The organism is Actinomycetospora sp. ABD4_176 (genome assembly GCF_056311855.1).
The window spans coordinates 4709613-4729367 of record NZ_CM149974.1; the positions used below are offsets into that span (position 1 = coordinate 4709613).

General features: G+C 70.5%; 26 protein-coding genes. All 26 read left to right on the plus strand.

Features of this window, described 5'->3' with window-relative positions:
• Nucleotides 1-44 precede the first annotated feature (44 nt).
• Nucleotides 45-3959, plus strand: coding sequence for a DNA-directed RNA polymerase subunit beta' (locus ACYX4T_RS22795; RefSeq protein ID WP_476011525.1), 3915 nt, complete (start codon nucleotides 45-47; stop codon nucleotides 3957-3959).
• 572 nt (nucleotides 3960-4531) lie between these two features.
• On the plus strand, nucleotides 4532-4906 hold the full coding sequence (rpsL, locus tag ACYX4T_RS22800) for a 30S ribosomal protein S12 (RefSeq protein ID WP_116708457.1): 375 nt from the start codon (nucleotides 4532-4534) through the stop codon (nucleotides 4904-4906).
• 1 nt (nucleotide 4907) lies between these two features.
• Entirely contained in the window at nucleotides 4908-5378 is a 471-nt protein-coding gene (rpsG, locus tag ACYX4T_RS22805; RefSeq protein WP_274200568.1) for a 30S ribosomal protein S7, read from the plus strand.
• A gap of 100 nt (nucleotides 5379-5478) precedes the next feature.
• Complete coding sequence (fusA, locus tag ACYX4T_RS22810) at nucleotides 5479-7584, plus strand: elongation factor G (RefSeq protein WP_476011526.1); 2106 nt, start codon at nucleotides 5479-5481, stop codon at nucleotides 7582-7584.
• A 192-nt stretch (nucleotides 7585-7776) separates the two neighbouring features.
• A complete protein-coding gene (gene tuf / locus ACYX4T_RS22815; RefSeq protein WP_476011527.1) occupies nucleotides 7777-8970 on the plus strand; it encodes an elongation factor Tu in 1194 nt (397 codons plus the stop codon).
• Nucleotides 8971-9403: 433 nt separating this feature from the next.
• Nucleotides 9404-9709: a 30S ribosomal protein S10 gene (rpsJ, locus tag ACYX4T_RS22820; protein WP_116708461.1), complete on the plus strand. Its 306-nt coding sequence runs from the start codon at nucleotides 9404-9406 to the stop codon at nucleotides 9707-9709.
• Nucleotides 9710-9768: 59 nt separating this feature from the next.
• Nucleotides 9769-10422, plus strand: coding sequence for a 50S ribosomal protein L3 (gene rplC / locus ACYX4T_RS22825; protein WP_476015350.1), 654 nt, complete (start codon nucleotides 9769-9771; stop codon nucleotides 10420-10422).
• A 227-nt stretch (nucleotides 10423-10649) separates the two neighbouring features.
• Nucleotides 10650-11297, plus strand: coding sequence for a 50S ribosomal protein L4 (gene rplD / locus ACYX4T_RS22830; protein ID WP_476015351.1), 648 nt, complete (start codon nucleotides 10650-10652; stop codon nucleotides 11295-11297).
• Complete coding sequence (rplW, locus tag ACYX4T_RS22835) at nucleotides 11294-11599, plus strand: 50S ribosomal protein L23 (protein WP_274229896.1); 306 nt, start codon at nucleotides 11294-11296, stop codon at nucleotides 11597-11599. Before rplD ends, rplW begins: the two co-directional genes overlap by 4 nt.
• Nucleotides 11600-11601: 2 nt before the next feature.
• The gene (gene rplB / locus ACYX4T_RS22840) at nucleotides 11602-12444 is read left to right on the plus strand and encodes a 50S ribosomal protein L2 (RefSeq protein ID WP_476011528.1); all 843 of its coding nucleotides are present in this window, start codon (nucleotides 11602-11604) and stop codon (nucleotides 12442-12444) included.
• 23 nt (nucleotides 12445-12467) lie between these two features.
• Entirely contained in the window at nucleotides 12468-12749 is a 282-nt protein-coding gene (gene rpsS / locus ACYX4T_RS22845) for a 30S ribosomal protein S19 (RefSeq protein ID WP_116708465.1), read from the plus strand.
• Between the two features lie 54 nt (nucleotides 12750-12803).
• Complete coding sequence (rplV, locus tag ACYX4T_RS22850) at nucleotides 12804-13214, plus strand: 50S ribosomal protein L22 (RefSeq protein ID WP_476011529.1); 411 nt, start codon at nucleotides 12804-12806, stop codon at nucleotides 13212-13214.
• The gene (rpsC, locus tag ACYX4T_RS22855) at nucleotides 13214-14089 is read left to right on the plus strand and encodes a 30S ribosomal protein S3 (protein WP_476011530.1); all 876 of its coding nucleotides are present in this window, start codon (nucleotides 13214-13216) and stop codon (nucleotides 14087-14089) included. The genes rplV and rpsC overlap by 1 nt, the downstream gene beginning before the upstream one ends.
• A gap of 4 nt (nucleotides 14090-14093) precedes the next feature.
• Nucleotides 14094-14510 (plus strand): 50S ribosomal protein L16, encoded by a 417-nt coding sequence (gene rplP / locus ACYX4T_RS22860; RefSeq protein ID WP_133829614.1) that lies wholly within the window; start codon nucleotides 14094-14096, stop codon nucleotides 14508-14510.
• A complete protein-coding gene (gene rpmC, locus ACYX4T_RS22865; RefSeq protein WP_274229893.1) occupies nucleotides 14510-14746 on the plus strand; it encodes a 50S ribosomal protein L29 in 237 nt (78 codons plus the stop codon). Before rplP ends, rpmC begins: the two co-directional genes overlap by 1 nt.
• A gap of 83 nt (nucleotides 14747-14829) precedes the next feature.
• Nucleotides 14830-15132, plus strand: coding sequence for a 30S ribosomal protein S17 (gene rpsQ / locus ACYX4T_RS22870; RefSeq protein WP_476015352.1), 303 nt, complete (start codon nucleotides 14830-14832; stop codon nucleotides 15130-15132).
• Between the two features lie 46 nt (nucleotides 15133-15178).
• Nucleotides 15179-15547, plus strand: a complete 369-nt coding sequence (gene rplN, locus ACYX4T_RS22875) for a 50S ribosomal protein L14 (protein WP_116708470.1) — start codon at nucleotides 15179-15181, stop codon at nucleotides 15545-15547.
• Between the two features lie 3 nt (nucleotides 15548-15550).
• A complete protein-coding gene (gene rplX, locus ACYX4T_RS22880) occupies nucleotides 15551-15874 on the plus strand; it encodes a 50S ribosomal protein L24 (protein WP_274229892.1) in 324 nt (107 codons plus the stop codon).
• Nucleotides 15871-16443 (plus strand): 50S ribosomal protein L5, encoded by a 573-nt coding sequence (gene rplE, locus ACYX4T_RS22885; RefSeq protein ID WP_476011531.1) that lies wholly within the window; start codon nucleotides 15871-15873, stop codon nucleotides 16441-16443. The genes rplX and rplE overlap by 4 nt, the downstream gene beginning before the upstream one ends.
• A 1-nt stretch (nucleotide 16444) precedes the next feature.
• Entirely contained in the window at nucleotides 16445-16630 is a 186-nt protein-coding gene (locus tag ACYX4T_RS22890) for a type Z 30S ribosomal protein S14 (RefSeq protein ID WP_116708473.1), read from the plus strand.
• A gap of 244 nt (nucleotides 16631-16874) precedes the next feature.
• The gene (rpsH, locus tag ACYX4T_RS22895; RefSeq protein ID WP_476011532.1) at nucleotides 16875-17273 is read left to right on the plus strand and encodes a 30S ribosomal protein S8; all 399 of its coding nucleotides are present in this window, start codon (nucleotides 16875-16877) and stop codon (nucleotides 17271-17273) included.
• A gap of 19 nt (nucleotides 17274-17292) precedes the next feature.
• On the plus strand, nucleotides 17293-17829 hold the full coding sequence (gene rplF, locus ACYX4T_RS22900) for a 50S ribosomal protein L6 (protein ID WP_476011533.1): 537 nt from the start codon (nucleotides 17293-17295) through the stop codon (nucleotides 17827-17829).
• Nucleotides 17829-18257, plus strand: coding sequence for a 50S ribosomal protein L18 (rplR, locus tag ACYX4T_RS22905; RefSeq protein WP_476011534.1), 429 nt, complete (start codon nucleotides 17829-17831; stop codon nucleotides 18255-18257). The genes rplF and rplR overlap by 1 nt, the downstream gene beginning before the upstream one ends.
• Before the next feature lie 40 nt (nucleotides 18258-18297).
• Nucleotides 18298-18930 carry a 30S ribosomal protein S5 gene (gene rpsE, locus ACYX4T_RS22910; protein WP_274229886.1) on the plus strand — a complete coding sequence of 211 codons (633 nt, stop codon included), beginning with the start codon at nucleotides 18298-18300 and terminating at the stop codon, nucleotides 18928-18930.
• A complete protein-coding gene (gene rpmD, locus ACYX4T_RS22915) occupies nucleotides 18930-19121 on the plus strand; it encodes a 50S ribosomal protein L30 (protein WP_274200583.1) in 192 nt (63 codons plus the stop codon). Before rpsE ends, rpmD begins: the two co-directional genes overlap by 1 nt.
• Nucleotides 19114-19569 carry a 50S ribosomal protein L15 gene (gene rplO / locus ACYX4T_RS22920; protein WP_476011535.1) on the plus strand — a complete coding sequence of 152 codons (456 nt, stop codon included), beginning with the start codon at nucleotides 19114-19116 and terminating at the stop codon, nucleotides 19567-19569. Before rpmD ends, rplO begins: the two co-directional genes overlap by 8 nt.
• The last annotated feature ends 186 nt before the right edge of the window (nucleotides 19570-19755 follow it).

Here is a 19755-nt window from a genome sequence, read left to right on the forward strand (position 1 = left end):
CGGACCCTCTCTAGAAAACAGCTCACCCATCCAGGGGAGAACCTTTGCTCGACGTCAACTTCTTCGACGAGCTGCGGATCGGTCTGGCCACCGCCGACGACATCCGCCAGTGGTCCTTCGGCGAGGTCAAGAAGCCCGAGACCATCAACTACCGCACGCTCAAGCCCGAGAAGGACGGCCTCTTCTGCGAGAAGATCTTCGGCCCCACTCGGGACTGGGAGTGCTACTGCGGCAAGTACAAGCGCGTCCGGTTCAAGGGCATCATCTGTGAGCGCTGCGGCGTCGAGGTGACCCGGGCCAAGGTGCGCCGTGAGCGCATGGGCCACATCGAGCTGGCCGCGCCGGTCACGCACATCTGGTACTTCAAGGGCGTCCCCTCGCGCCTGGGCTACCTGCTGGACCTGGCGCCCAAGGACCTCGAGAAGATCATCTACTTCGCGGCCTACGTGATCACCGAGGTGAACACGGAGCAGCGGCACAACGACCAGTCGACGCTCGAGAACGAGATCGCCGGCGAGCGCAAGCGTCTCGAGACGCAGCGCGACAACGACCTCGAGGCCCGCGCCCAGAAGCTCGAGAGCGACGTCGCCGAGCTCGAGGCCGAGGGCGCGAAGTCGGACGTGCGCCGCAAGGTCAAGGAGGGCGGCGAGCGCGAGATGCGCCAGCTGCGCGACCGTGCGCAGCGCGAGCTCGACCGCCTCGACGAGGTCTGGACCACCTTCACCAAGCTCGACCGTGGCCAGCTGATCTCGGACGAGACGCTCTACCGCGAGCTCTACGACCGCTACGCCGACTACTTCACCGGCGCCATGGGTGCCGAGGCGATCCAGAAGCTCCTGGAGACCTTCGACATCGAGGCCGAGGCCGAGAACCTCCGCGAGACCATCCGCAGCGGCAAGGGGCAGCGCAAGCTGCGCGCGCTCAAGCGGCTCAAGGTCGTCGCGGCCTTCCAGGCCACCGGCAACCGGCCCACCGGCATGGTGCTCGACTGTGTCCCGGTCATCCCGCCGGACCTGCGCCCGATGGTGCAGCTCGACGGTGGCCGCTTCGCGACGTCGGACCTCAACGACCTGTACCGCCGGGTCATCAACCGCAACAACCGCCTCAAGCGACTGATCGACCTCGGCGCGCCCGAGATCATCGTCAACAACGAGAAGCGGATGCTGCAGGAGGCCGTCGACGCGCTGTTCGACAACGGCCGCCGCGGCCGGCCGGTGACCGGGCCGGGCAACCGCCCGCTCAAGTCGCTGTCCGACCTGCTCAAGGGCAAGCAGGGCCGGTTCCGCCAGAACCTGCTCGGCAAGCGTGTCGACTACTCCGGCCGCTCGGTCATCGTCGTCGGCCCGCAGCTCAAGCTGCACCAGTGCGGCCTGCCCAAGCAGATGGCGCTCGAGCTGTTCAAGCCGTTCGTCATGAAGCGGCTGGTCGACCTCAACCACGCCCAGAACATCAAGTCCGCGAAGCGGATGGTCGAGCGTCAGCGCGGCCAGGTCTGGGACGTGCTCGAGGAGGTCATCAACGAGCACCCGGTGATGCTGAACCGGGCGCCCACGCTGCACCGCCTCGGCATCCAGGCCTTCGAGCCGCAGCTGGTCGAGGGCAAGGCGATCCAGCTGCACCCGCTCGTCTGCGAGGCGTTCAACGCCGACTTCGACGGTGACCAGATGGCGGTCCACCTGCCGCTGTCGGCCGAGGCGCAGGCCGAGGCCCGCATCCTCATGCTGTCGGCGAACAACATCCTGTCGCCGGCGTCGGGCAAGCCGTTGGCCATGCCCCGCCTCGACATGGTGACCGGCCTGTACTACCTGACCCAGCGGCGCGACGGCGCCACCGGCGAGGGCCAGGCCTTCTCGTCGGCCGCCGAGGCGATCATGGCGTACGACCTGGGGTCGCTCGACCTCCAGGCGCCGATCCGGATCCGGCTGAACGGCACCACGATGCCCGGGCCGGGGATGACGAACGGCGAGTACGAGCCGGGCCGGCCGTGGCTCGCGGAGACCACGCTGGGCCGGGTGCTCTTCAACGAGCTGCTGCCGGAGGACTACCCCTTCGTCAACGACCAGCTCCCGAAGAAGCGCCAGGCCGCGATCATCAACGACCTGGCCGAGCGGTACTCGATGACCGAGGTCGCGATGACCCTGGACCGGCTCAAGGACGCCGGCTTCCACTGGGCCACGCGCTCCGGGGTCACCATCGCCATCGACGACGTCGTCGTGCCCCCGCGCAAGCAGGAGATCCTCGACGAGTACGAGGCGCGGGCCGAGCAGGTCAACAAGCGCTACCAGCGCGGTGCGCTCTCCTACCAGGAGCGCAACGACGAGATGGTGCGCATCTGGGGCCAGGCCACCGAGGAGGTGGCCAAGGCGATGGAGGACAACTTCCCCGCGGACAACTCGATCTCGCGGATCGTCGCCTCCGGCGCCGCCGGCAACATGACCCAGGTGCGCCAGCTCGCGGGCATGAAGGGCCTGGTCGCGAACCCCAAGGGTGAGTTCATCCCGCGGCCGATCAAGTCCAACTTCCGCGAGGGCTTCTCGGTGGTCGAGTACTTCATCTCGACCCACGGCACGCGCAAGGGCCTCGCCGACACCGCGCTGCGCACCGCCGACTCGGGCTACCTGACCCGGCGCCTGGTCGACGTGTCGCAGGACGTCATCGTCCGCGAGGTCGACTGCGGCACCGAGCGCGGCATCCCGATGCCCATCGGCTCGGAGGACGCAGCGGGGACCGGGCTCGTCCGCGACGTGCACGTCGACACCAGCGTGTACACGCGCACGGCGGCCTCGGCCGTCACCGACGCCGACGGCAACGAGCTGCTCGCCCGCGGCGCCGACATCGGCCAGCAGGCGATCGACGCCCTCCTGGCCGCCGGCGTCGGCAAGGTCCGCGTCCGCAGCGTCCTGACCTGCGACTCGGCCCAGGGCGTCTGCGCCCGCTGCTACGGCCGCTCGCTGGCCACCGGCAAGCTCGTCGACGTCGGCGAGGCGGTCGGCATCGTCGCCGCGCAGTCGATCGGTGAGCCCGGCACGCAGCTGACGATGCGCACCTTCCACACCGGTGGCGTCGCGGGTGAGGACATCACCACGGGTCTGCCGCGTGTGCAGGAGCTCTTCGAGGCCCGCGTCCCGAAGGGCAAGGCGCCCATCGCGGACGTCGACGGCCGCATCCAGCTCGAGGACGGCGACAAGTTCTGGAAGATCACCCTCATCCCGGACGACGGGAGCGAGGAGGTCGTCTACGACAAGCTGTCCAAGCGCCAGCGGCTCGCGACCATCGAGGTCGACGGCTCCGAGCGCCCGCTGCAGGACGGCGACCACGTCGGCGTCGGTCAGCAGCTGCTCGAGGGCACGGCCGACCCGCACGAGGTGCTGCGCGTGATGGGCCCGCGCGAGGTGCAGCTGCACCTCGTCGACCAGGTGCAGAAGGTGTACCGGTCGCAGGGTGTGTCCATCCACGACAAGCACATCGAGGTCATCGTCCGGCAGATGCTGCGCCGGGTGACGATCATCGACTCGGGCGCCACCGAGTTCCTGCCCGGTGGTGTCGTGGACCGCGCCGAGTTCGAGGCGGCCAACCGCCGCGTCGTCTCCGAGGGCGGCGACCCCGCCGCCGGCCGTCCGGTGCTCATGGGCATCACGAAGGCCTCGCTCGCCACCGAGTCGTGGCTGTCCGCCGCCTCCTTCCAGGAGACGACGCGCATCCTGACCAACGCGGCGATCGAGGGGAAGTCCGACAGCCTCGTGGGGCTGAAGGAGAACGTGATCATCGGCAAGCTGATCCCGGCCGGCACCGGCATCAACCGGTACCGGAACATCCAGGTCCAGCCCACCGAGGAGGCCCGCGCGGCCGCCTACGCCCTGCCGAGCTACGACGACGGGTACTACGCCCCGGACGTCTTCGGCTCCGGCACCGGTGCGGCCGTGCCGCTCGACGACTACGACTTCGGTCAGTTCCGCTGACCTGAGGAGTCCGCACGACACCGGAGGGCGTCCCCGCTGCTGGCGGGGGCGCCCTCCGTCGTGTGCGGGCAGCTCCGCCGTTCGCCGTCCGCGACTGATCACCAGGCCGCAACGCACCCCGGGAGGGGTCCGCGCGGTGCCTCTCGACCTGCTGATCTCGAGCTGGTGGGCGCGGGTATCGCTTGCAGCGACGGGACGCGCGGGTATCCTTGCCCAGTCCGGTCGGTGCGGTGCAGCCACCCGCGTCGGCATGGCTCCCGTCGCTGGCGGGGGTCGAGGACGTCCGAGGGGTCGCGGCGCAGGACACCGACGGCGTCGCCGGGCCGCTGCGAGCGGCGTCCGGCACCCTGATCCGACCCGCTGCGACGTGCCCTGACGCACGCGCGTACCCTGGTGCACAGTGCCCGACGTGGTCGGGTCGCTCCGCGTGCCCCGGATGTGCGGTGCGCCGGTCCGAAGAGTCTCGAGGACCCTGGCGCCCCCGATGACGGGGCGGTCCGCCGCCGGCGTGCCGTGTCGCGGGGCAAGCGAGCCCGAATAGAGCGCAGCAGAGGAACGGAAACAGCCGGTCGATGCCCACCATCCAGCAGTTGGTCCGCCGGGGCCGCGAGGACAAGGTCGAGAAGACCAAGACCGCGGCTCTCAAGGGGAGCCCGCAGCGCCGCGGCGTCTGCACGCGCGTCTACACCACCACGCCGAAGAAGCCGAACTCCGCGCTGCGCAAGGTCGCGCGCGTCCGGCTCTCGAACGGCATCGAGGTCACGGCCTACATCCCCGGTGAGGGCCACAACCTGCAGGAGCACTCGATCGTGCTCGTGCGCGGCGGTCGTGTGAAGGACCTGCCGGGCGTCCGCTACAAGATCATCCGCGGTGCACTGGACACGCAGGCGGTCAAGAACCGCAAGCAGGCCCGCAGCCGCTACGGGACGAAGAAGGACAAGAGCTGACATGCCGCGCAAGGGACCCGCTCCGAAGCGTCCGCTCGTCGCCGACCCGGTCTACGGGTCGCCGCTCGTGACGCAGCTCGTGAACAAGGTGCTCGTCGACGGCAAGCGCTCGCTGGCCGAGCGCATCGTCTACGGGGCGATGGAGGGCTGCCGCGAGCGCAACGGCGCCGACCCCGTCGTCACGCTCAAGCGGGCGCTGGACAACGTCAAGCCGGCCCTCGAGGTCCGCAGCCGCCGCGTCGGTGGCGCGACCTACCAGGTGCCGATCGAGGTCCGCGCCGGCCGCTCGACCACGCTCGGCCTGCGCTGGCTGATCACCTACTCCCGGGCGCGCCGGGAGAAGACGATGATCGAGCGGCTCACGAACGAGCTGCTCGACGCGTCGAACGGTCTCGGCGCCAGCGTCAAGCGCCGCGAGGACACGCACAAGATGGCGGAGTCGAACAAGGCGTTCGCGCACTACCGCTGGTGACCGGCAGGGCCCGGGGGTGCGACCCACCCACCGGGCCCGCTCGGTCCGAGAACACCCGCCGCGGGACCCGCGGCGACGAACCGACGGGAAGAGGAATTCCGTGGCACGCGAGGTGCTGAACGATCTGGGCAAGGTCCGCAACATCGGGATCATGGCCCACATCGACGCGGGCAAGACCACGACGACCGAGCGCGTCCTGTTCTACACCGGCATCAACTACAAGATCGGTGAGGTCCACGACGGCGCGGCCACGATGGACTGGATGGAGGAGGAGCAGAAGCGCGGCATCACGATCACGTCCGCCGCGACGACCTGCTTCTGGAAAGACCACCAGATCAACATCATCGACACGCCCGGTCACGTCGACTTCACGGTCGAGGTCGAGCGCTCCCTGCGCGTCCTGGACGGCGCGGTCGCCGTCTTCGACGGCAAGGAGGGCGTCGAGCCGCAGTCCGAGACGGTGTGGCGTCAGGCCGACACCTACAACGTCCCGCGCATCTGCTTCGTCAACAAGATGGACAAGCTGGGCGCGGACTTCTACTTCACCGTGCAGACGATCAAGGACCGCCTCGGCGCCAAGCCGCTGGTCCTGCAGCTGCCGATGGGGTCGGAGTCGGACTTCTACGGGGTCGTCGACCTGGTCCGCATGCGTGCGCTGACCTGGCGCGGCGAGGTCTCCAAGGGCGAGGACTACGCCGTCGAGGAGATCCCGGCCGAGATGGCCGACCAGGTCGAGGAGTACCGCACCGCGCTGATCGAGTCGATCGCCGAGAACGACGAGGCGCTCATGGAGCGCTACTTCGCCGGCGAGGAGCTCTCGGTCGAGGAGATCGAGCACGGCATCCGCGCCGTGACGGTCACCGGCGACTACTACCCGATCATCTGCGGCTCGGCGTTCAAGAACAAGGGCGTGCAGCCCATGCTCGACGCCGTCATCGCCTACCTGCCGGCGCCGACCGACGTCCCGGCCGTCAACGGCACGCTGCTCGACGGCGAGACCCAGGTGCAGCGCCACGCGACCACGGACGAGCCGTTCTCGGCCCTCGCGTTCAAGATCGCCGCGCACCCGTTCTACGGGAAGCTGACCTACGTCCGCGTGTACTCGGGCAAGCTCGCCCAGGGCACGCAGATCATCAACTCGACCAAGGACCGCAAGGAGCGCATCGGCAAGCTGCTGCAGATGCACTCCAACAAGGAGAACCCGGTCGACGAGGCCCGTGCCGGCCACATCTACGCGGTGGTGGGCCTCAAGGACACGACGACGGGTGACACCCTCTGCGACCCGCAGAACCCGGTGATCCTCGAGTCGATGACCTTCCCGGAGCCGGTCATCTCCGTGGCGGTCGAGCCGAAGTCGAAGGCCGACCAGGAGAAGCTCTCGACCGCGATCCAGCGTCTCGCCGACGAGGACCCCACGTTCCGCGTCAACCTCGACGAGGAGACCGGACAGACGATCATCTCGGGGATGGGCGAGCTCCACCTCGAGGTGCTGGTCAACCGGATGAAGTCCGACTACAAGGTCGAGGCCAACATCGGCAAGCCGCAGGTGGCCTACCGCGAGACCATCCGGCGCACGGTCGACAAGCACGAGTACACGCACAAGAAGCAGACCGGTGGCTCGGGGCAGTTCGCCCGCGTCATCATCAAGCTCGAGCCGCTGGAGAAGACGGCCGACGGCCCGCTCTACGAGTTCGACAACAAGGTGACCGGTGGCCGTGTGCCGCGGGAGTACATCCCGTCGGTGGACGAGGGTGCGCAGGACGCCATGCAGTACGGCGTCCTGGCCGGCTACCCGCTGGTGGGCCTGAAGCTGACGCTGCTCGACGGCCAGTACCACGAGGTGGACTCGTCGGAGATGGCGTTCAAGGTGGCCGGGTCGATGGCGCTCAAGGAGGCGGCCCGCAAGGCCGACCCCGCGCTGCTCGAGCCCGTCATGGCCGTCGAGGTGTCGACGCCCGAGGACTACATGGGCGACGTCATCGGCGACCTCAACTCCCGCCGTGGCCAGATCCAGGCCATGGAGGAGCGGACCGGCGGCGGGCGCATCGTGCGCGCGATCGTCCCGCTCTCGGAGATGTTCGGCTACGTCGGCGACCTGCGGTCGCGGACCCAGGGCCGGGCGAACTACTCCATGCAGTTCGACTCCTACGCGGAGGTCCCGGCCAACGTGGCCAAGGAGATCATCGCCAAGGCGACCGGCGAGTGACGCGGGTCCGCGGCCCGGGTGCGTCCCGGGCCGCGGACCAGGTCGCGGGCCGTCACACGGGCTTCGCTAGCCTCGTGACGGCCCTCTCGGTCCTCCGAGACACGGCAGGACCCACACCGACGAGCACCACCCGACCCGGGCCCACCACACGAGGGACGGGTCAGGAAAGAACAGTCCAGGAGGACGAGAGCAGTGGCGAAGGCCAAGTTCGAGCGGACCAAGCCGCACGTCAACATCGGCACCATCGGTCACATCGACCACGGGAAGACGACGCTCACCGCGGCGATTACCAAGGTGCTGCACGACAAGTACCCCGACCTCAACCAGGCCTCGGCGTTCGACATGATCGACAAGGCCCCCGAGGAGCGGCAGCGCGGCATCACCATCTCGATCGCGCACGTCGAGTACCAGACCGAGAAGCGTCACTACGCGCACGTCGACTGCCCCGGGCACGCCGACTACGTCAAGAACATGATCACCGGCGCGGCCCAGATGGACGGCGCCATCCTCGTGGTGGCCGCCACCGACGGCCCCATGCCGCAGACCCGCGAGCACGTGCTGCTCGCCCGCCAGGTCGGCGTCCCCTACATCGTGGTGGCGCTGAACAAGGCGGACATGGTCGACGACGAGGAGATCATGGAGCTCGTCGAGATGGAGGTCCGCGAGCTCCTGTCCTCGCAGGACTTCCCCGGCGACGACCTCCCCGTCGTCCGCGTCTCGGCGCTCAAGGCGCTCGAGGGCGACGCCGAGTGGGGCAACGCGATCATGTCGCTGATGGACGCCGTCGACGACAGCATCCCGTCGCCGGAGCGTGACACCGACAAGCCGTTCCTCATGCCCGTCGAGGACGTCTTCACGATCACCGGCCGCGGCACCGTCGTCACCGGCCGCGTCGAGCGCGGCATCGTCAAGGTGAACGAGGAGGTGGAGATCATCGGCATCCGCGCGAAGTCGACGAAGACCACCACCACGGGCATCGAGATGTTCCGCAAGCTCCTCGACGAGGGGCGTGCCGGCGACAACGTCGGCCTGCTCCTGCGCGGCATCAAGCGCGAGGACGTCGAGCGCGGCATGGTCATCGGCAAGCCCGGCTCGATCACGCCGCACACGGAGTTCGAGGGCCAGGTCTACATCCTGGGCAAGGACGAGGGCGGGCGGCACACGCCGTTCTTCAACAACTACCGCCCGCAGTTCTACTTCCGGACCACCGACGTCACCGGCGTGGTGACGCTGCCGGAGGGCACCGAGATGGTCATGCCCGGTGACAACACCGAGATGTCCGTCCAGCTGATCCAGCCGATCGCCATGGAGGAGGGCCTCCAGTTCGCCATCCGTGAGGGTGGTCGGACGGTCGGCGCCGGTCAGGTCACGAAGATCCACAAGTAGGTCTCTCTCCGGGACCCCCGGTGCGTGGCCGCGACAGCGGCCGTGCGACACTGGAGTCCTAGTTCGCACGGGGCGGCCGGCTCATGCGGTATCGAGCCGGCCGCCCTGTTGTGAGCAGGGGTCCGAGAGCCACACCACTGGATCCGGGTCGCCCGGCCGTGCCAGCCACGCGCCGGGAGAGCCACCGTGCCGGTCCCCGACGGGGGCGCGGGACGGACACACGTTGAACAGCGCGAGGTCCGCGGGCCCGCAGCGCGCGCGAGCGCGGGGCGGAGCCCGGCGACGGATTCGACACGCCCGACCGCGTGGACCGGCGACGGTCCCGGTCGGGAAGGCGATTCCGGCCGGCACGCACCGGGGCGTCTCGAGAACCTGGCCAGCCACCGGGGGCGCATGCCCCGGGTGGGACGAGAAGAGGAACGGCAAAGCCACCATGGCGGGACAGAAGATCCGCATCCGGCTCAAGGCCTACGACCACGAAGCGATCGACGCGTCGGCTCGGAAGATCGTCGAGACCGTGACGCGCACCGGCGCCTCCGTGGTCGGGCCCGTGCCGCTGCCCACCGAGAAGAACATCTACTGCGTCATCCGCTCGCCGCACAAGTACAAGGACTCGCGCGAGCACTTCGAGATGCGCACGCACAAGCGACTGATCGACATCGTCGACCCGACGCCGAAGACGGTGGACGCGCTCATGCGCATCGACCTGCCGGCGAGCGTCGACGTGAACATCCAGTGAGGCCGGCCGTGACCAACGCAGCTGCAGCACACACCCACCCGGCCAAGCCGGAGCGGAAGATGAGCGGCGTCCTCGGCACCAAGGTCGGGATGACCCAGGTCTTCGACGAGGCCAACCGCGTCGTCCCCGTGACCGTCGTGAAGGCCGGTCCCTGCGTCGTGACGCAGGTCCGCACCCCCTCGGTGGACGGCTACAACGCCGTCCAGATCGCCTACGGCGCGATCGACCCGCGCAAGGTGAACAAGCCCGAGACGGGCCACTTCTCCAAGGCCGGCGTGACCCCGCGGCGCCACCTCGCCGAGCTCCGCACGAGCGACGCGAGCGACTACGAGGTCGGCCAGGAGGTCACCGCCGAGGTGTTCTCCGCCGGCGCCGTCGTCGACATCTCGGGCACGAGCAAGGGCAAGGGCACCGCCGGTGTCATGAAGCGCCACGGCTTCGGCGGCCTCGGGGCCAGCCACGGCACGCAGCGCAAGCACCGCTCGCCCGGCGCCATCGGCGGTTGCGCCACCCCCGCGCGCGTCTTCAAGGGCACGCGGATGGCCGGCCGCATGGGCCACGTCAAGACCACGACCCAGAACCTGACCGTGCACGGTGTCGACGCCGACGCCGGCCTGCTGCTGATCCGCGGCGCCGTTCCGGGCCCGCGCGGCGGCCTGGTCCTCGTCACGACGGCCAGCAAGGTCGATCCCGCGAAGGGCGGTGCCCAGTGACCTCGCCTGATTCCTCCCGGGCCGCCGACGGCCACACCCCCGGCCCGACCGAGGCCGAGGGCCCCGACGCGGCCGAGCAGGTCGACGCCGGCACCGGCTCGACCACGACGGCCGCCACCGCGACCCTGCGGACCGCGCGCCGGTCGGGCTACTCGGCCGGTGAGGCCCGCCGCCTCGCCCGCCGCGACCGCCACGCGCAGGCCGCCGGCGAGACCCGCTCGGTCCCGGTGCACACCCCCGCGGGCGGCACCGACGGCACCGCGGAGCTCCCGGGCGAGCTGTTCGACGCCCCGGCCAGCACCGCGCTGATGCACCAGGTCGTCACCGCGCAGCTCGCGGCGGCCCGCCAGGGCACGCACGACACCAAGACGCGCGGCGAGGTCCGCGGCGGCGGCAAGAAGCCGTACCGCCAGAAGGGCACCGGCCGCGCCCGCCAGGGCTCGGTGCGCGCGCCGCAGTTCACCGGCGGCGGCACCGTCCACGGACCGACGCCGCGCGACTACGACCAGCGGACCCCGAAGAAGATGAAGGCGGCGGCCCTGCGCGGCGCGCTGTCGGACCGCGCCCGTCACGAGCGCATCCACGTCTTCTCGGCGCTCGTCGACGGCACGGCCCCGTCCACCAAGGGTGCGCGCAGCGCGCTCGAGGCGGTCGTGACGCCGAGCCGGGAGCACCGCACGGTCCTCGCGGTCATCGCCCGCGACGACGAGGCCGCGCGCCGCAGCGTGGCCAACCTGCCGGCGGTCCACCAGCTCGCGCCGGACCAGCTGAACACCTACGACGTCCTGCGCGCCGACGACGTGGTCTTCACGACCGCCGCGCTCGAGGCGTTCGTGGCCGCCCGCACCGCGGGTGGACAGGAGGTCGAGAAGTGATCGCCGACCCGCGAGACGTGATCATCGCGCCGGTCATCTCCGAGAAGAGCTACGGCCTCCTGGAGGAGCGCCAGTACACCTTCCTGGTGAAGCCGGACGCGAACAAGACGCAGATCAAGATCGCCGTCCAGGAGATCTTCGACGTGCAGGTGGCCAGCGTGAACACGCTGAACCGCGAGGGCAAGCGCAAGCGCTCCCGCCGCGGCTTCGGCAAGCGCAAGGACACCAAGCGCGCGGTCGTGACGGTGACGCCCGAGAGCCGGACCATCGACGTGTTCGGCGCGCCCGGGGCAGGGAGCTGACCATGGGAATCCGCAGGTACAAGCCGACGACCGCCGGGCGGCGCGGCGCGAGCGTCTCGGACTTCGCCGAGATCACGCGCGACCACCCGGAGAAGTCGCTGATCCGCCCGCTGCACAACAAGGGCGGCCGCAACGTCACCGGGCGCATCACCACCCGGCACCAGGGCGGCGGCCACAAGCGGGCCTACCGCGTCATCGACTTCCGTCGCCACGACAAGGACGGCGTGCCGGCGAAGGTCGCGCACATCGAGTACGACCCGAACCGCAGCGCGCGCATCGCCCTCCTGCACTACCTGGACGGCGAGAAGCGCTACATCATCGCGCCCGAGCGCCTCGGGCAGGGCGACACGGTCGAGGCCGGCCCCAGGGCCGACATCAAGCCGGGCAACAACCTGCCGATGCGCAACATCCCCACCGGCACGGTGATCCACGCGATCGAGCTCCGCCCCGGCGGCGGCGCGAAGATCGCCCGCTCGGCCGGCGCCCGCGTCCAGCTGGTCGCGAAGGACGGGCCGTACGCCCAGCTGCGGATGCCCTCGGGCGAGATCCGCAACGTCGACGTCCGCTGCCGCGCCACCATCGGCGAGGTCGGCAACGCCGAGCACTCGAACATCAACTGGGGCAAGGCGGGCCGCAACCGCTGGCGCGGCAAGCGCCCGCAGGTCCGCGGTGTCGCGATGAACCCGGTCGACCACCCGCACGGTGGTGGTGAGGGCAAGACCTCCGGTGGTCGCCACCCGGTCAACCCCGCCGGCACCCCCGAGGGCCGCACCCGGACCCGGAAGGCGAGCGACCGCATGATCGTGCGCCGCCGCAAGACCGGCAAGAACCGCAAGAAGCGCTGACGAGAGCAGGAGGGAGCGAAGCGATGCCACGCAGTCTCAAGAAGGGCCCGTTCGTCGACGACCACCTGCTCAAGAAGGTGGACGCGCTCAACGAGGCCAACCGCAAGACCGTCATCCGGACCTGGTCCCGGCGGTCGACGATCATCCCGGACATGATCGGCCACACGCTGGCCGTCCACGACGGGCGCAAGCACGTCCCGGTGTTCGTCTCGGAGTCCATGGTCGGGCACAAGCTCGGCGAGTTCGCCCCGACCCGCACGTTCCGCGGGCACGTCAAGGAGGACCGCCGCTCCCGTCGTCGCTAGACGACGGGCGAGCGCGGGATTCCCCATGGCCCGAGACAAGGAAGGTACGTCCGAATGACCGCAGCAGCCGACACCGCCACGGACCCCCGCGGGGCCGTCGCGCGGGCGCGCTACGTGCGCATGTCGCCGATGAAGGTCCGCCGCGTGGTGGACCTCGTCCGCGGCATGCCCGTCGGCCAGGCCGCCTCGGTGCTGGAGTTCGCCGAGATGAAGGCGGCCGGCCCGGTGGCCAAGGTCGTCGCGAGCGCGGTGGCCAACGCCGAGAACAACTTCGACCTGGACCCGGCGAAGCTCGTGATCTCGACGATCACGGTCGACGAGGGTCCGACCATGAAGCGGTTCCAGCCCCGCGCGCAGGGCCGGGCGTACCGCATCCGGAAGCGGACCAGCCACATCTACGTCGAGGTGACCGAGGTCGCCGCGGCGCAGGGCGGCCGTCCGCGCGCGAAGAGGAGTGGCCGCTGATGGGCCAGAAGATCAACCCGCACGGCTTCCGCCTCGGCATCACCACCGACTGGAAGTCGCGCTGGTACGCCGACAAGCAGTACGCCGACTACGTCGCCGAGGACGTCAAGATCCGCCGCATGCTCTCGAAGGGCATGGAGCGCGCCGGCATCTCCAAGGTCGAGATCGAGCGCACTCGCGACCGCGTCCGCGTCGACATCCACACCGCGCGCCCCGGCATCGTCATCGGCCGCCGCGGCGCCGAGGCCGACCGCCTGCGCGGCAACCTCGAGAAGCTGACCGGCAAGCAGGTCCAGCTCAACATCCTCGAGGTCAAGGGCGCCGAGGCGGACGCGCAGCTCGTCGCGCAGGGCGTGGCCGAGCAGCTGTCCAACCGCGTGTCGTTCCGGCGCGCGATGCGCAAGGCCATGCAGTCGGCCATGCGCAGCCCGGGCGTCAAGGGCATCCGGGTGCAGTGCTCCGGCCGTCTCGGCGGCGCCGAGATGTCCCGCTCGGAGTTCTACCGCGAGGGGCGCGTGCCGCTGCACACGCTGCGCGCGGAGATCGACTACGGCCTGTTCGAGGCCCGGACCAACTTCGGCCGCATCGGCGTGAAGGTCTGGATCTACAAGGGCGACGTCGTCGGCGGGAAGCGCGAGTCGGAGCGCCAGGCCGCGCTCGACGCCGCGCAGCGCGACCCGCGCGGTGGCCGCGGCAACCGCGGCGACCGCGGTGACCGTCCCCGCGGGCGTCGCTCCGGCTCCTCGGGCACGACGGGCACGAGCACCGAGGCCGGGCGCGCCGCCGCCGAGCAGGCCAACGAGACCGCCGGTGCCAGCACGGGCGGGGCCCCCGCGGGCGCCGCCCCCGAGGCCAGCACGCAGACGGAGTCCTGACGCCATGCTGATCCCCCGCAAGGTCAAGTACCGCAAGCAGCACCGGCCGGACCGGACGGGCGCCGCCAAGGGCGGCACCCAGATGTCCTTCGGCGACTACGGCATCCAGGCCCTGGAGCACGCCTACGTCACCAACCGGCAGATCGAGTCCGCCCGTATCGCCATCACGCGGCACATCCGCCGTGGCGGCAAGGTGTGGATCAACATCTTCCCGGACCGGCCGCTGACCAAGAAGCCGGCCGAGACCCGCATGGGTTCCGGGAAGGGCTCGCCCGAGAAGTGGGTGGCGAACGTGAAGCCGGGCCGGGTCATGTTCGAGATGAGCTACCCCAACGAGGCGACGGCCCGCGAGGCCCTGCGCCGCGCGCAGCACAAGCTGCCGATGCGCTGCCGCATCGTGAGCCGTGAGGAGACCTTCTGATGGCCGCCGGAACCCCCGCCGCCGAGCTGCGCGAGCTCACGAGCGAGGAGCTCGTGGCCCGCGCCCGCGAGGCCAAGGCCGAGCTGTTCAACCTGCGCTTCCAGATGGCGACCGGGCAGCTGGACAACAACCGTCGACTGCGGACCGTGCGCCACGACATCGCGCGCATCTACACGGTGATGCGCGAGCGTGAGCTCGGCCTGTCGGTCGCCCCCGATGAGGAGGGAGCGGCATGAGCGAGCAGCCCCAGGGATCCACTCAGACCAGCTCGGGGGCGTCGGCCCCGGAGCGTGACGAGGAGCAGCAGGTCCGCTCCGAGGTGAAGCAGGGCGAGAACGCCCAGCAGAGCCCGGCGCAGGCCCGCAACGACGACCGCGGCCTGCGCAAGGTGCGCGAGGGCCTGGTCGTCTCGGACAAGATGGCCAAGACCATCGTCGTCAGCCTCGAGGACCGGGTGAAGCACCCGCGCTACTCGAAGGTCATCCGGCGCACGAAGAAGGTCAAGGCGCACGACGAGGACAACACCGCCGGCCCCGGCGACCGCGTGCTCCTCATGGAGACCCGGCCGCTGTCGGCCACGAAGCGCTGGCGTCTCGTCGAGATCCTCGAGAAGGCCAAGTAGCAACCCGAAACCATCCGCCGCGTGCGGGTAGGTCAGGAGAGACGAAGTGATCCAGCAGGAGTCGCGACTCCGGGTCGCCGACAACACCGGTGCACGGGAGATCCTGTGCATCCGTGTGCTCGGCGGGTCCTCCCGGCGGTACGCGGGCATCGGCGACGTCATCGTGGCGACGGTCAAGGAGGCCATCCCGGCCTCGGGCGTCAAGCGCGGCGACGTCGTGAAGGCCGTCGTCGTGCGCACCCGCAAGGAGAAGCGCCGCCCGGACGGCTCGTACATCAAATTCGACGAGAACGCCGCCGTCATCATCAAGAACGACCGTGAGCCCCGCGGGACCCGCATCTTCGGCCCGGTGGGCCGCGAGCTGCGCGACAAGAGGTTCATGCGGATCATCTCGCTCGCGCCGGAGGTGCTGTAGCAGATGAAGGTGAAGAAGGGCGACACGGTCGTCGTCATCGCCGGCAAGGACAAGGGCGCCAAGGGCAAGGTCATCCAGGCCTACCCGGACCGCGAGCGCGTGCTCGTGGAGGGCGTCAACCGGATCAAGAAGCACACCGCCCAGTCGGCCAACCAGCGCGGTGCCCAGAGCGGCGGGATCGTCACGCAGGAGGCGCCGATCCACGCGTCGAACGTGATGGTCGTCGACGCCGACGGCAAGCCGACCCGCGTCGGCACCCGCGCCGGTGGCGAGGGCGAGCCCAAGCGCGTGCGCGTCTCGCGGCGCAGCGGGAAGGACCTCTCGTGACCAGTACCGAAGCTCCCGAGACGACCCGTCCGCGGCTGCAGCAGCGCTACCACGACGCGATCAAGCAGGCGCTGCAGGAGCAGTTCGGGTACGCGAACCCGATGCTGATCCCCGGCGTCGTCAAGGTCGTCGTCAACATGGGTGTCGGCGAGGCCGCGCGCGACTCGAAGCTGATGGAGGGCGCGGTCCGCGACCTCACCCTCATCGCCGGCCAGAAGCCGGAGATCCGCCGGGCCCGCAAGTCCATCGCGCAGTTCAAGCTGCGCGAGGGCATGCCGATCGGCGCCCGCGCCACCCTCCGCGGTGCGCGCATGTGGGAGTTCCTGGACCGGCTGCTGACCATCGGCCTGCCGCGCATCCGCGACTTCCGCGGCCTCTCGCCGAAGCAGTTCGACGGGTCGGGCAACTACACGTTCGGTCTCTCGGACCAGACCATGTTCCACGAGATCGACCAGGACTCGATCGACCGGCCGCGGGGGATGGACATCACCGTGGTCACCTCCGCGACGACCGACGAGGAGGGCCGGGCGCTGCTCCGTCAGCTCGGCTTCCCGTTCAGGGAGAACTGAGATGGCGAAGAAGGCACTGGTCAACAAGGCCGCGCGCAAGCCGAAGTTCGCGGTGCGCGGCTACACCCGCTGCAACCGGTGCGGGCGTGCCCGCGCGGTGCTGCGCAAGTTCGGGCTCTGCCGGGTCTGCCTGCGCGAGATGGCGCACCGGGGCGAGCTCCCGGGCGTGAGCAAGGCCTCCTGGTGAGGTCGGTGCACGACTCCCGGGACCTCGACGAGGACGCCCCGCGCGAGGGTGCGATCGACCCCGCGCTCCTGCGCCTCATCCAGCGCGTCGCCCACCGCGAGCACCTGCTCGACGGCACGGTGAATCCCACGGCGCCGCGCGTCCGTACGACCGCTGACAGAAGCTCCGCACGCCGCAGGCCCGCCATCGGGAGCGCGCGCTCGCGCGCCACCCGGGGAACCACGGCGAGGAAGGTGACCTGGTCATGACGATGACCGACCCGATCGCGGACATGCTCACGCGCATCCGCAACGCCAACTCGGCGTTCCACGAGAGCGCGACCATGCCGCACAGCAAGCTCAAGGCGCACGTGGCGCAGGTCCTGCTGGACCAGGGCTACATCGCCGGCTACCGCACCGAGGCCGCCACCGTGGGCCAGTCCCTCGTGGTCGACCTCAAGTACGGGCCGAACCGCGAGCGCAGCATCGCCGGCATCAAGCGGGTCTCCAAGCCCGGCCTGCGCGTCTACGCGAAGTCGAACGAGCTCCCGCGGGTGCTCGGCGGCCTCGGCGTCGCGATCATCTCGACGTCGTCCGGGCTCCTGACCGACCGGCAGGCCCACCAGCGACGGATGGGCGGGGAAGTCCTCGCCTTCGTCTGGTAGCGGGAAGGGGAACCGAACCATGTCACGCATCGGCAAGGCCCCGATCACCGTGCCGTCGGGCGTCGACGTCAACGTCGACGGTCGTGAGGTCACCGTGAAGGGGCCCAAGGGCACCCTGAGCCACGTCGTCGACGAGCCCATCACGGTCTCGCTCGACGACGGCGTGCTCTCCGTCCAGCGTCCCGACGACGAGCGGGAGAGCCGCGCGCTGCACGGCCTGTCCCGCTCCCTGCTCAACAACCTGGTGCAGGGCGTGTCGCAGGGCTTCGAGCGCAAGCTCGAGATCCACGGCGTCGGCTACCGCGTGCAGCTCCGCGGCTCGGACCTCGAGTTCGCGCTGGGCTTCAGCCACCCGGTGAAGATCACGCCGCCGGACGGGATCACGTTCGCGGTCGAGAGCCCCACGCGGTTCTCGGTCCAGGGCATCGACAAGCAGCTCGTCGGCCAGGTCGCCGCGAACATCCGGTGGCTGCGCCGCCCCGACCCCTACAAGGGCAAGGGCGTCCGCTACGCCGGCGAGCAGATCCGCCGCAAGGTCGGGAAGACGGGCAAGTGATGGCTGAGAACAACGGCACCACGACGACGGCCGCGCCGACGAGCAAGGCCCGGGGCCACCTGGGCAAGAACGTCTCGGAGACCCGCCGCGCGGGTCGCACCCGGCGCCACGTCCGGCTGCGCAAGAAGATCGCCGGCACGCCGTCGCGCCCGCGCCTGGTCGTCACCCGCTCCACGCGGCACATCACCGCGCAGGTGGTCGACGACATCGCCGGCCACACGCTCGCGCACGCCTCCACCCTGGAGGCCGACGTCCGCGGGATGGAGGGCGACAAGAAGGCCCAGGCCGCCAAGGTCGGGGAGCTCGTCGCGTCCCGCGCCAAGGAGCAGGGCATCGACGCGGTCGTCTTCGACCGCGGCGGTCGCCGGTACCACGGCCGCATCGCGCAGCTCGCGGATGCGGCCCGCGAGGGGGGTCTGCAGTTCTGATGACCGCGACCCCCGTGAACAGCAACGGAAGGAACCCCTGATGCCGGGACGCACTCGGCGCGACGGACCGGCCGGCTCCAACCAGCAGGGCGGCGAGCGCCAGGGCGGGAGCGCCGGCCGGGACCGCCAGCAGGGCGGCCGCGACCGGTCGCAGGACCGCACCCCGCACCTCGAGCGGGTCGTCGCCATCAACCGCGTGGCCAAGGTCGTCAAGGGCGGCCGGCGCTTCAGCTTCACCGCCCTGGTCGTCGTCGGTGACGGCGACGGCATGGTCGGTGTCGGCTACGGCAAGGCCAAGGAGGTGCCCGCCGCGATCGCGAAGGGCGTGGAGGAGGCGAAGAAGAACTTCTTCCGCGTCCCCCGTGTCGGCGGCACCATCACCCACCCCGTGCAGGGCGAGGAGGCGGCGGGCGTGGTCCTGCTGCGTCCGGCCAGCCCCGGTACCGGTGTCATCGCCGGTGGCCCGGTGCGCGCGGTGCTGGAGTGCGCGGGGATCGCGGACGTGCTGTCCAAGTCCCTGGGCAGCCAGAACGCGATCAACATCGTGCACGCCACCGTGGCGGCGCTGAAGGCCCTCCAGGTGCCCGAGGCCGTCGCCGCCCGTCGCGGCCTGCCGATCGAGGACGTGGCGCCGGCGCGCATGCTGCGTGCCCGTGCCGGGCAGGGGGCGTGATGGCCGACCTCAAGGTCACGCAGACCCGCTCGGAGATCGGTGGGAAGCGCAACCAGCGCGAGACCCTGCGGTCGCTGGGACTGCGACGGATCGGCGCGAGCGTCGTCCGTCCCGACACGCCCCAGAACCGCGGACTGATCAACACTGTCCGTCACCTGGTGACGGTGGAGGAGGTGTCCGGCAATGGGTGACTCGCCCATCAAGCTGCACCACCTGCGTCCGGCGCCCGGGGCCAGGACCGCGAAGACCCGCGTGGGTCGCGGTGAGGCCTCGAAGGGCAAGACCGCCGGTCGCGGCACGAAGGGCACCGGCGCCCGCAAGACCGTCCCCTCGTCGTTCGAGGGCGGCCAGATGCCGCTGCAGATGCGCCTGCCGAAGCTCAAGGGCTTCCGCAACCGCAACAAGGTGGTCTCGCAGGTCGTCAACGTCGGCGACCTGGCGCGTCTGTTCCCCGACGGCGGCGAGGTCGGTCCGGCCGAGCTCGTCGCGGCCGGCGCCGTGCGTCCGGGCCACCCCGTCAAGGTGCTCGGCACCGGCGAGGTCGGCTCGGTGGCGCTGCGCGTCAGCGCGCACGCCTTCTCGGGCTCGGCGAGCGAGAAGCTGTCCGCCGCGGGCGGCAGCGCCACCGTCGTCGAGTAGCAGTACTCCCGACGCCCGCCGGCCCCGTGGCCGCTCCGCACCAGGAGCGGCCCGGGGCCGGTCGTGTGTCCCCGTGTAGTCTCGCCCCGGGCCGGTTCGACCGGCCCGCCCCGGCTCCCGGCGCCCGTTCGCGGCGCGGGGCCTGGACACCCGGCCGGCGCGGCCCAGAGCGCGCTCCGTGGCCGA

Bases quoted from the DNA above. Each gene is read 5' to 3' on its own strand.
- rpsH (WP_476011532.1), top strand. From the start codon at position 16,875: ATGACGATGACCGACCCGATCGCGGACATGCTCACGCGCATCCGCAAC.
- rplO (WP_476011535.1), top strand. From the start codon at position 19,114: ATGGGTGACTCGCCCATCAAGCTGCACCACCTGCGTCCGGCGCCCGGG.
- rpsL (WP_116708457.1), top strand. From the start codon at position 4,532: ATGCCCACCATCCAGCAGTTGGTCCGCCGGGGCCGCGAGGACAAGGTC.
- rpsG (WP_274200568.1), top strand. From the start codon at position 4,908: ATGCCGCGCAAGGGACCCGCTCCGAAGCGTCCGCTCGTCGCCGACCCG.
- rplX (WP_274229892.1), top strand. From the start codon at position 15,551: ATGAAGGTGAAGAAGGGCGACACGGTCGTCGTCATCGCCGGCAAGGAC.
- rplP (WP_133829614.1), top strand. From the start codon at position 14,094: ATGCTGATCCCCCGCAAGGTCAAGTACCGCAAGCAGCACCGGCCGGAC.
- rplV (WP_476011529.1), top strand. From the start codon at position 12,804: ATGACCGCAGCAGCCGACACCGCCACGGACCCCCGCGGGGCCGTCGCG.
- rplF (WP_476011533.1), top strand. From the start codon at position 17,293: ATGTCACGCATCGGCAAGGCCCCGATCACCGTGCCGTCGGGCGTCGAC.
- rpmD (WP_274200583.1), top strand. From the start codon at position 18,930: ATGGCCGACCTCAAGGTCACGCAGACCCGCTCGGAGATCGGTGGGAAG.
- rpsJ (WP_116708461.1), top strand. From the start codon at position 9,404: ATGGCGGGACAGAAGATCCGCATCCGGCTCAAGGCCTACGACCACGAA.
- ACYX4T_RS22890 (WP_116708473.1), top strand. From the start codon at position 16,445: ATGGCGAAGAAGGCACTGGTCAACAAGGCCGCGCGCAAGCCGAAGTTC.
- rplC (WP_476015350.1), top strand. From the start codon at position 9,769: ATGAGCGGCGTCCTCGGCACCAAGGTCGGGATGACCCAGGTCTTCGAC.
- rplR (WP_476011534.1), top strand. From the start codon at position 17,829: ATGGCTGAGAACAACGGCACCACGACGACGGCCGCGCCGACGAGCAAG.
- rplB (WP_476011528.1), top strand. From the start codon at position 11,602: ATGGGAATCCGCAGGTACAAGCCGACGACCGCCGGGCGGCGCGGCGCG.
- rpsS (WP_116708465.1), top strand. From the start codon at position 12,468: ATGCCACGCAGTCTCAAGAAGGGCCCGTTCGTCGACGACCACCTGCTC.
- rpsC (WP_476011530.1), top strand. From the start codon at position 13,214: ATGGGCCAGAAGATCAACCCGCACGGCTTCCGCCTCGGCATCACCACC.
- rpmC (WP_274229893.1), top strand. From the start codon at position 14,510: ATGGCCGCCGGAACCCCCGCCGCCGAGCTGCGCGAGCTCACGAGCGAG.
- rpsE (WP_274229886.1), top strand. From the start codon at position 18,298: ATGCCGGGACGCACTCGGCGCGACGGACCGGCCGGCTCCAACCAGCAG.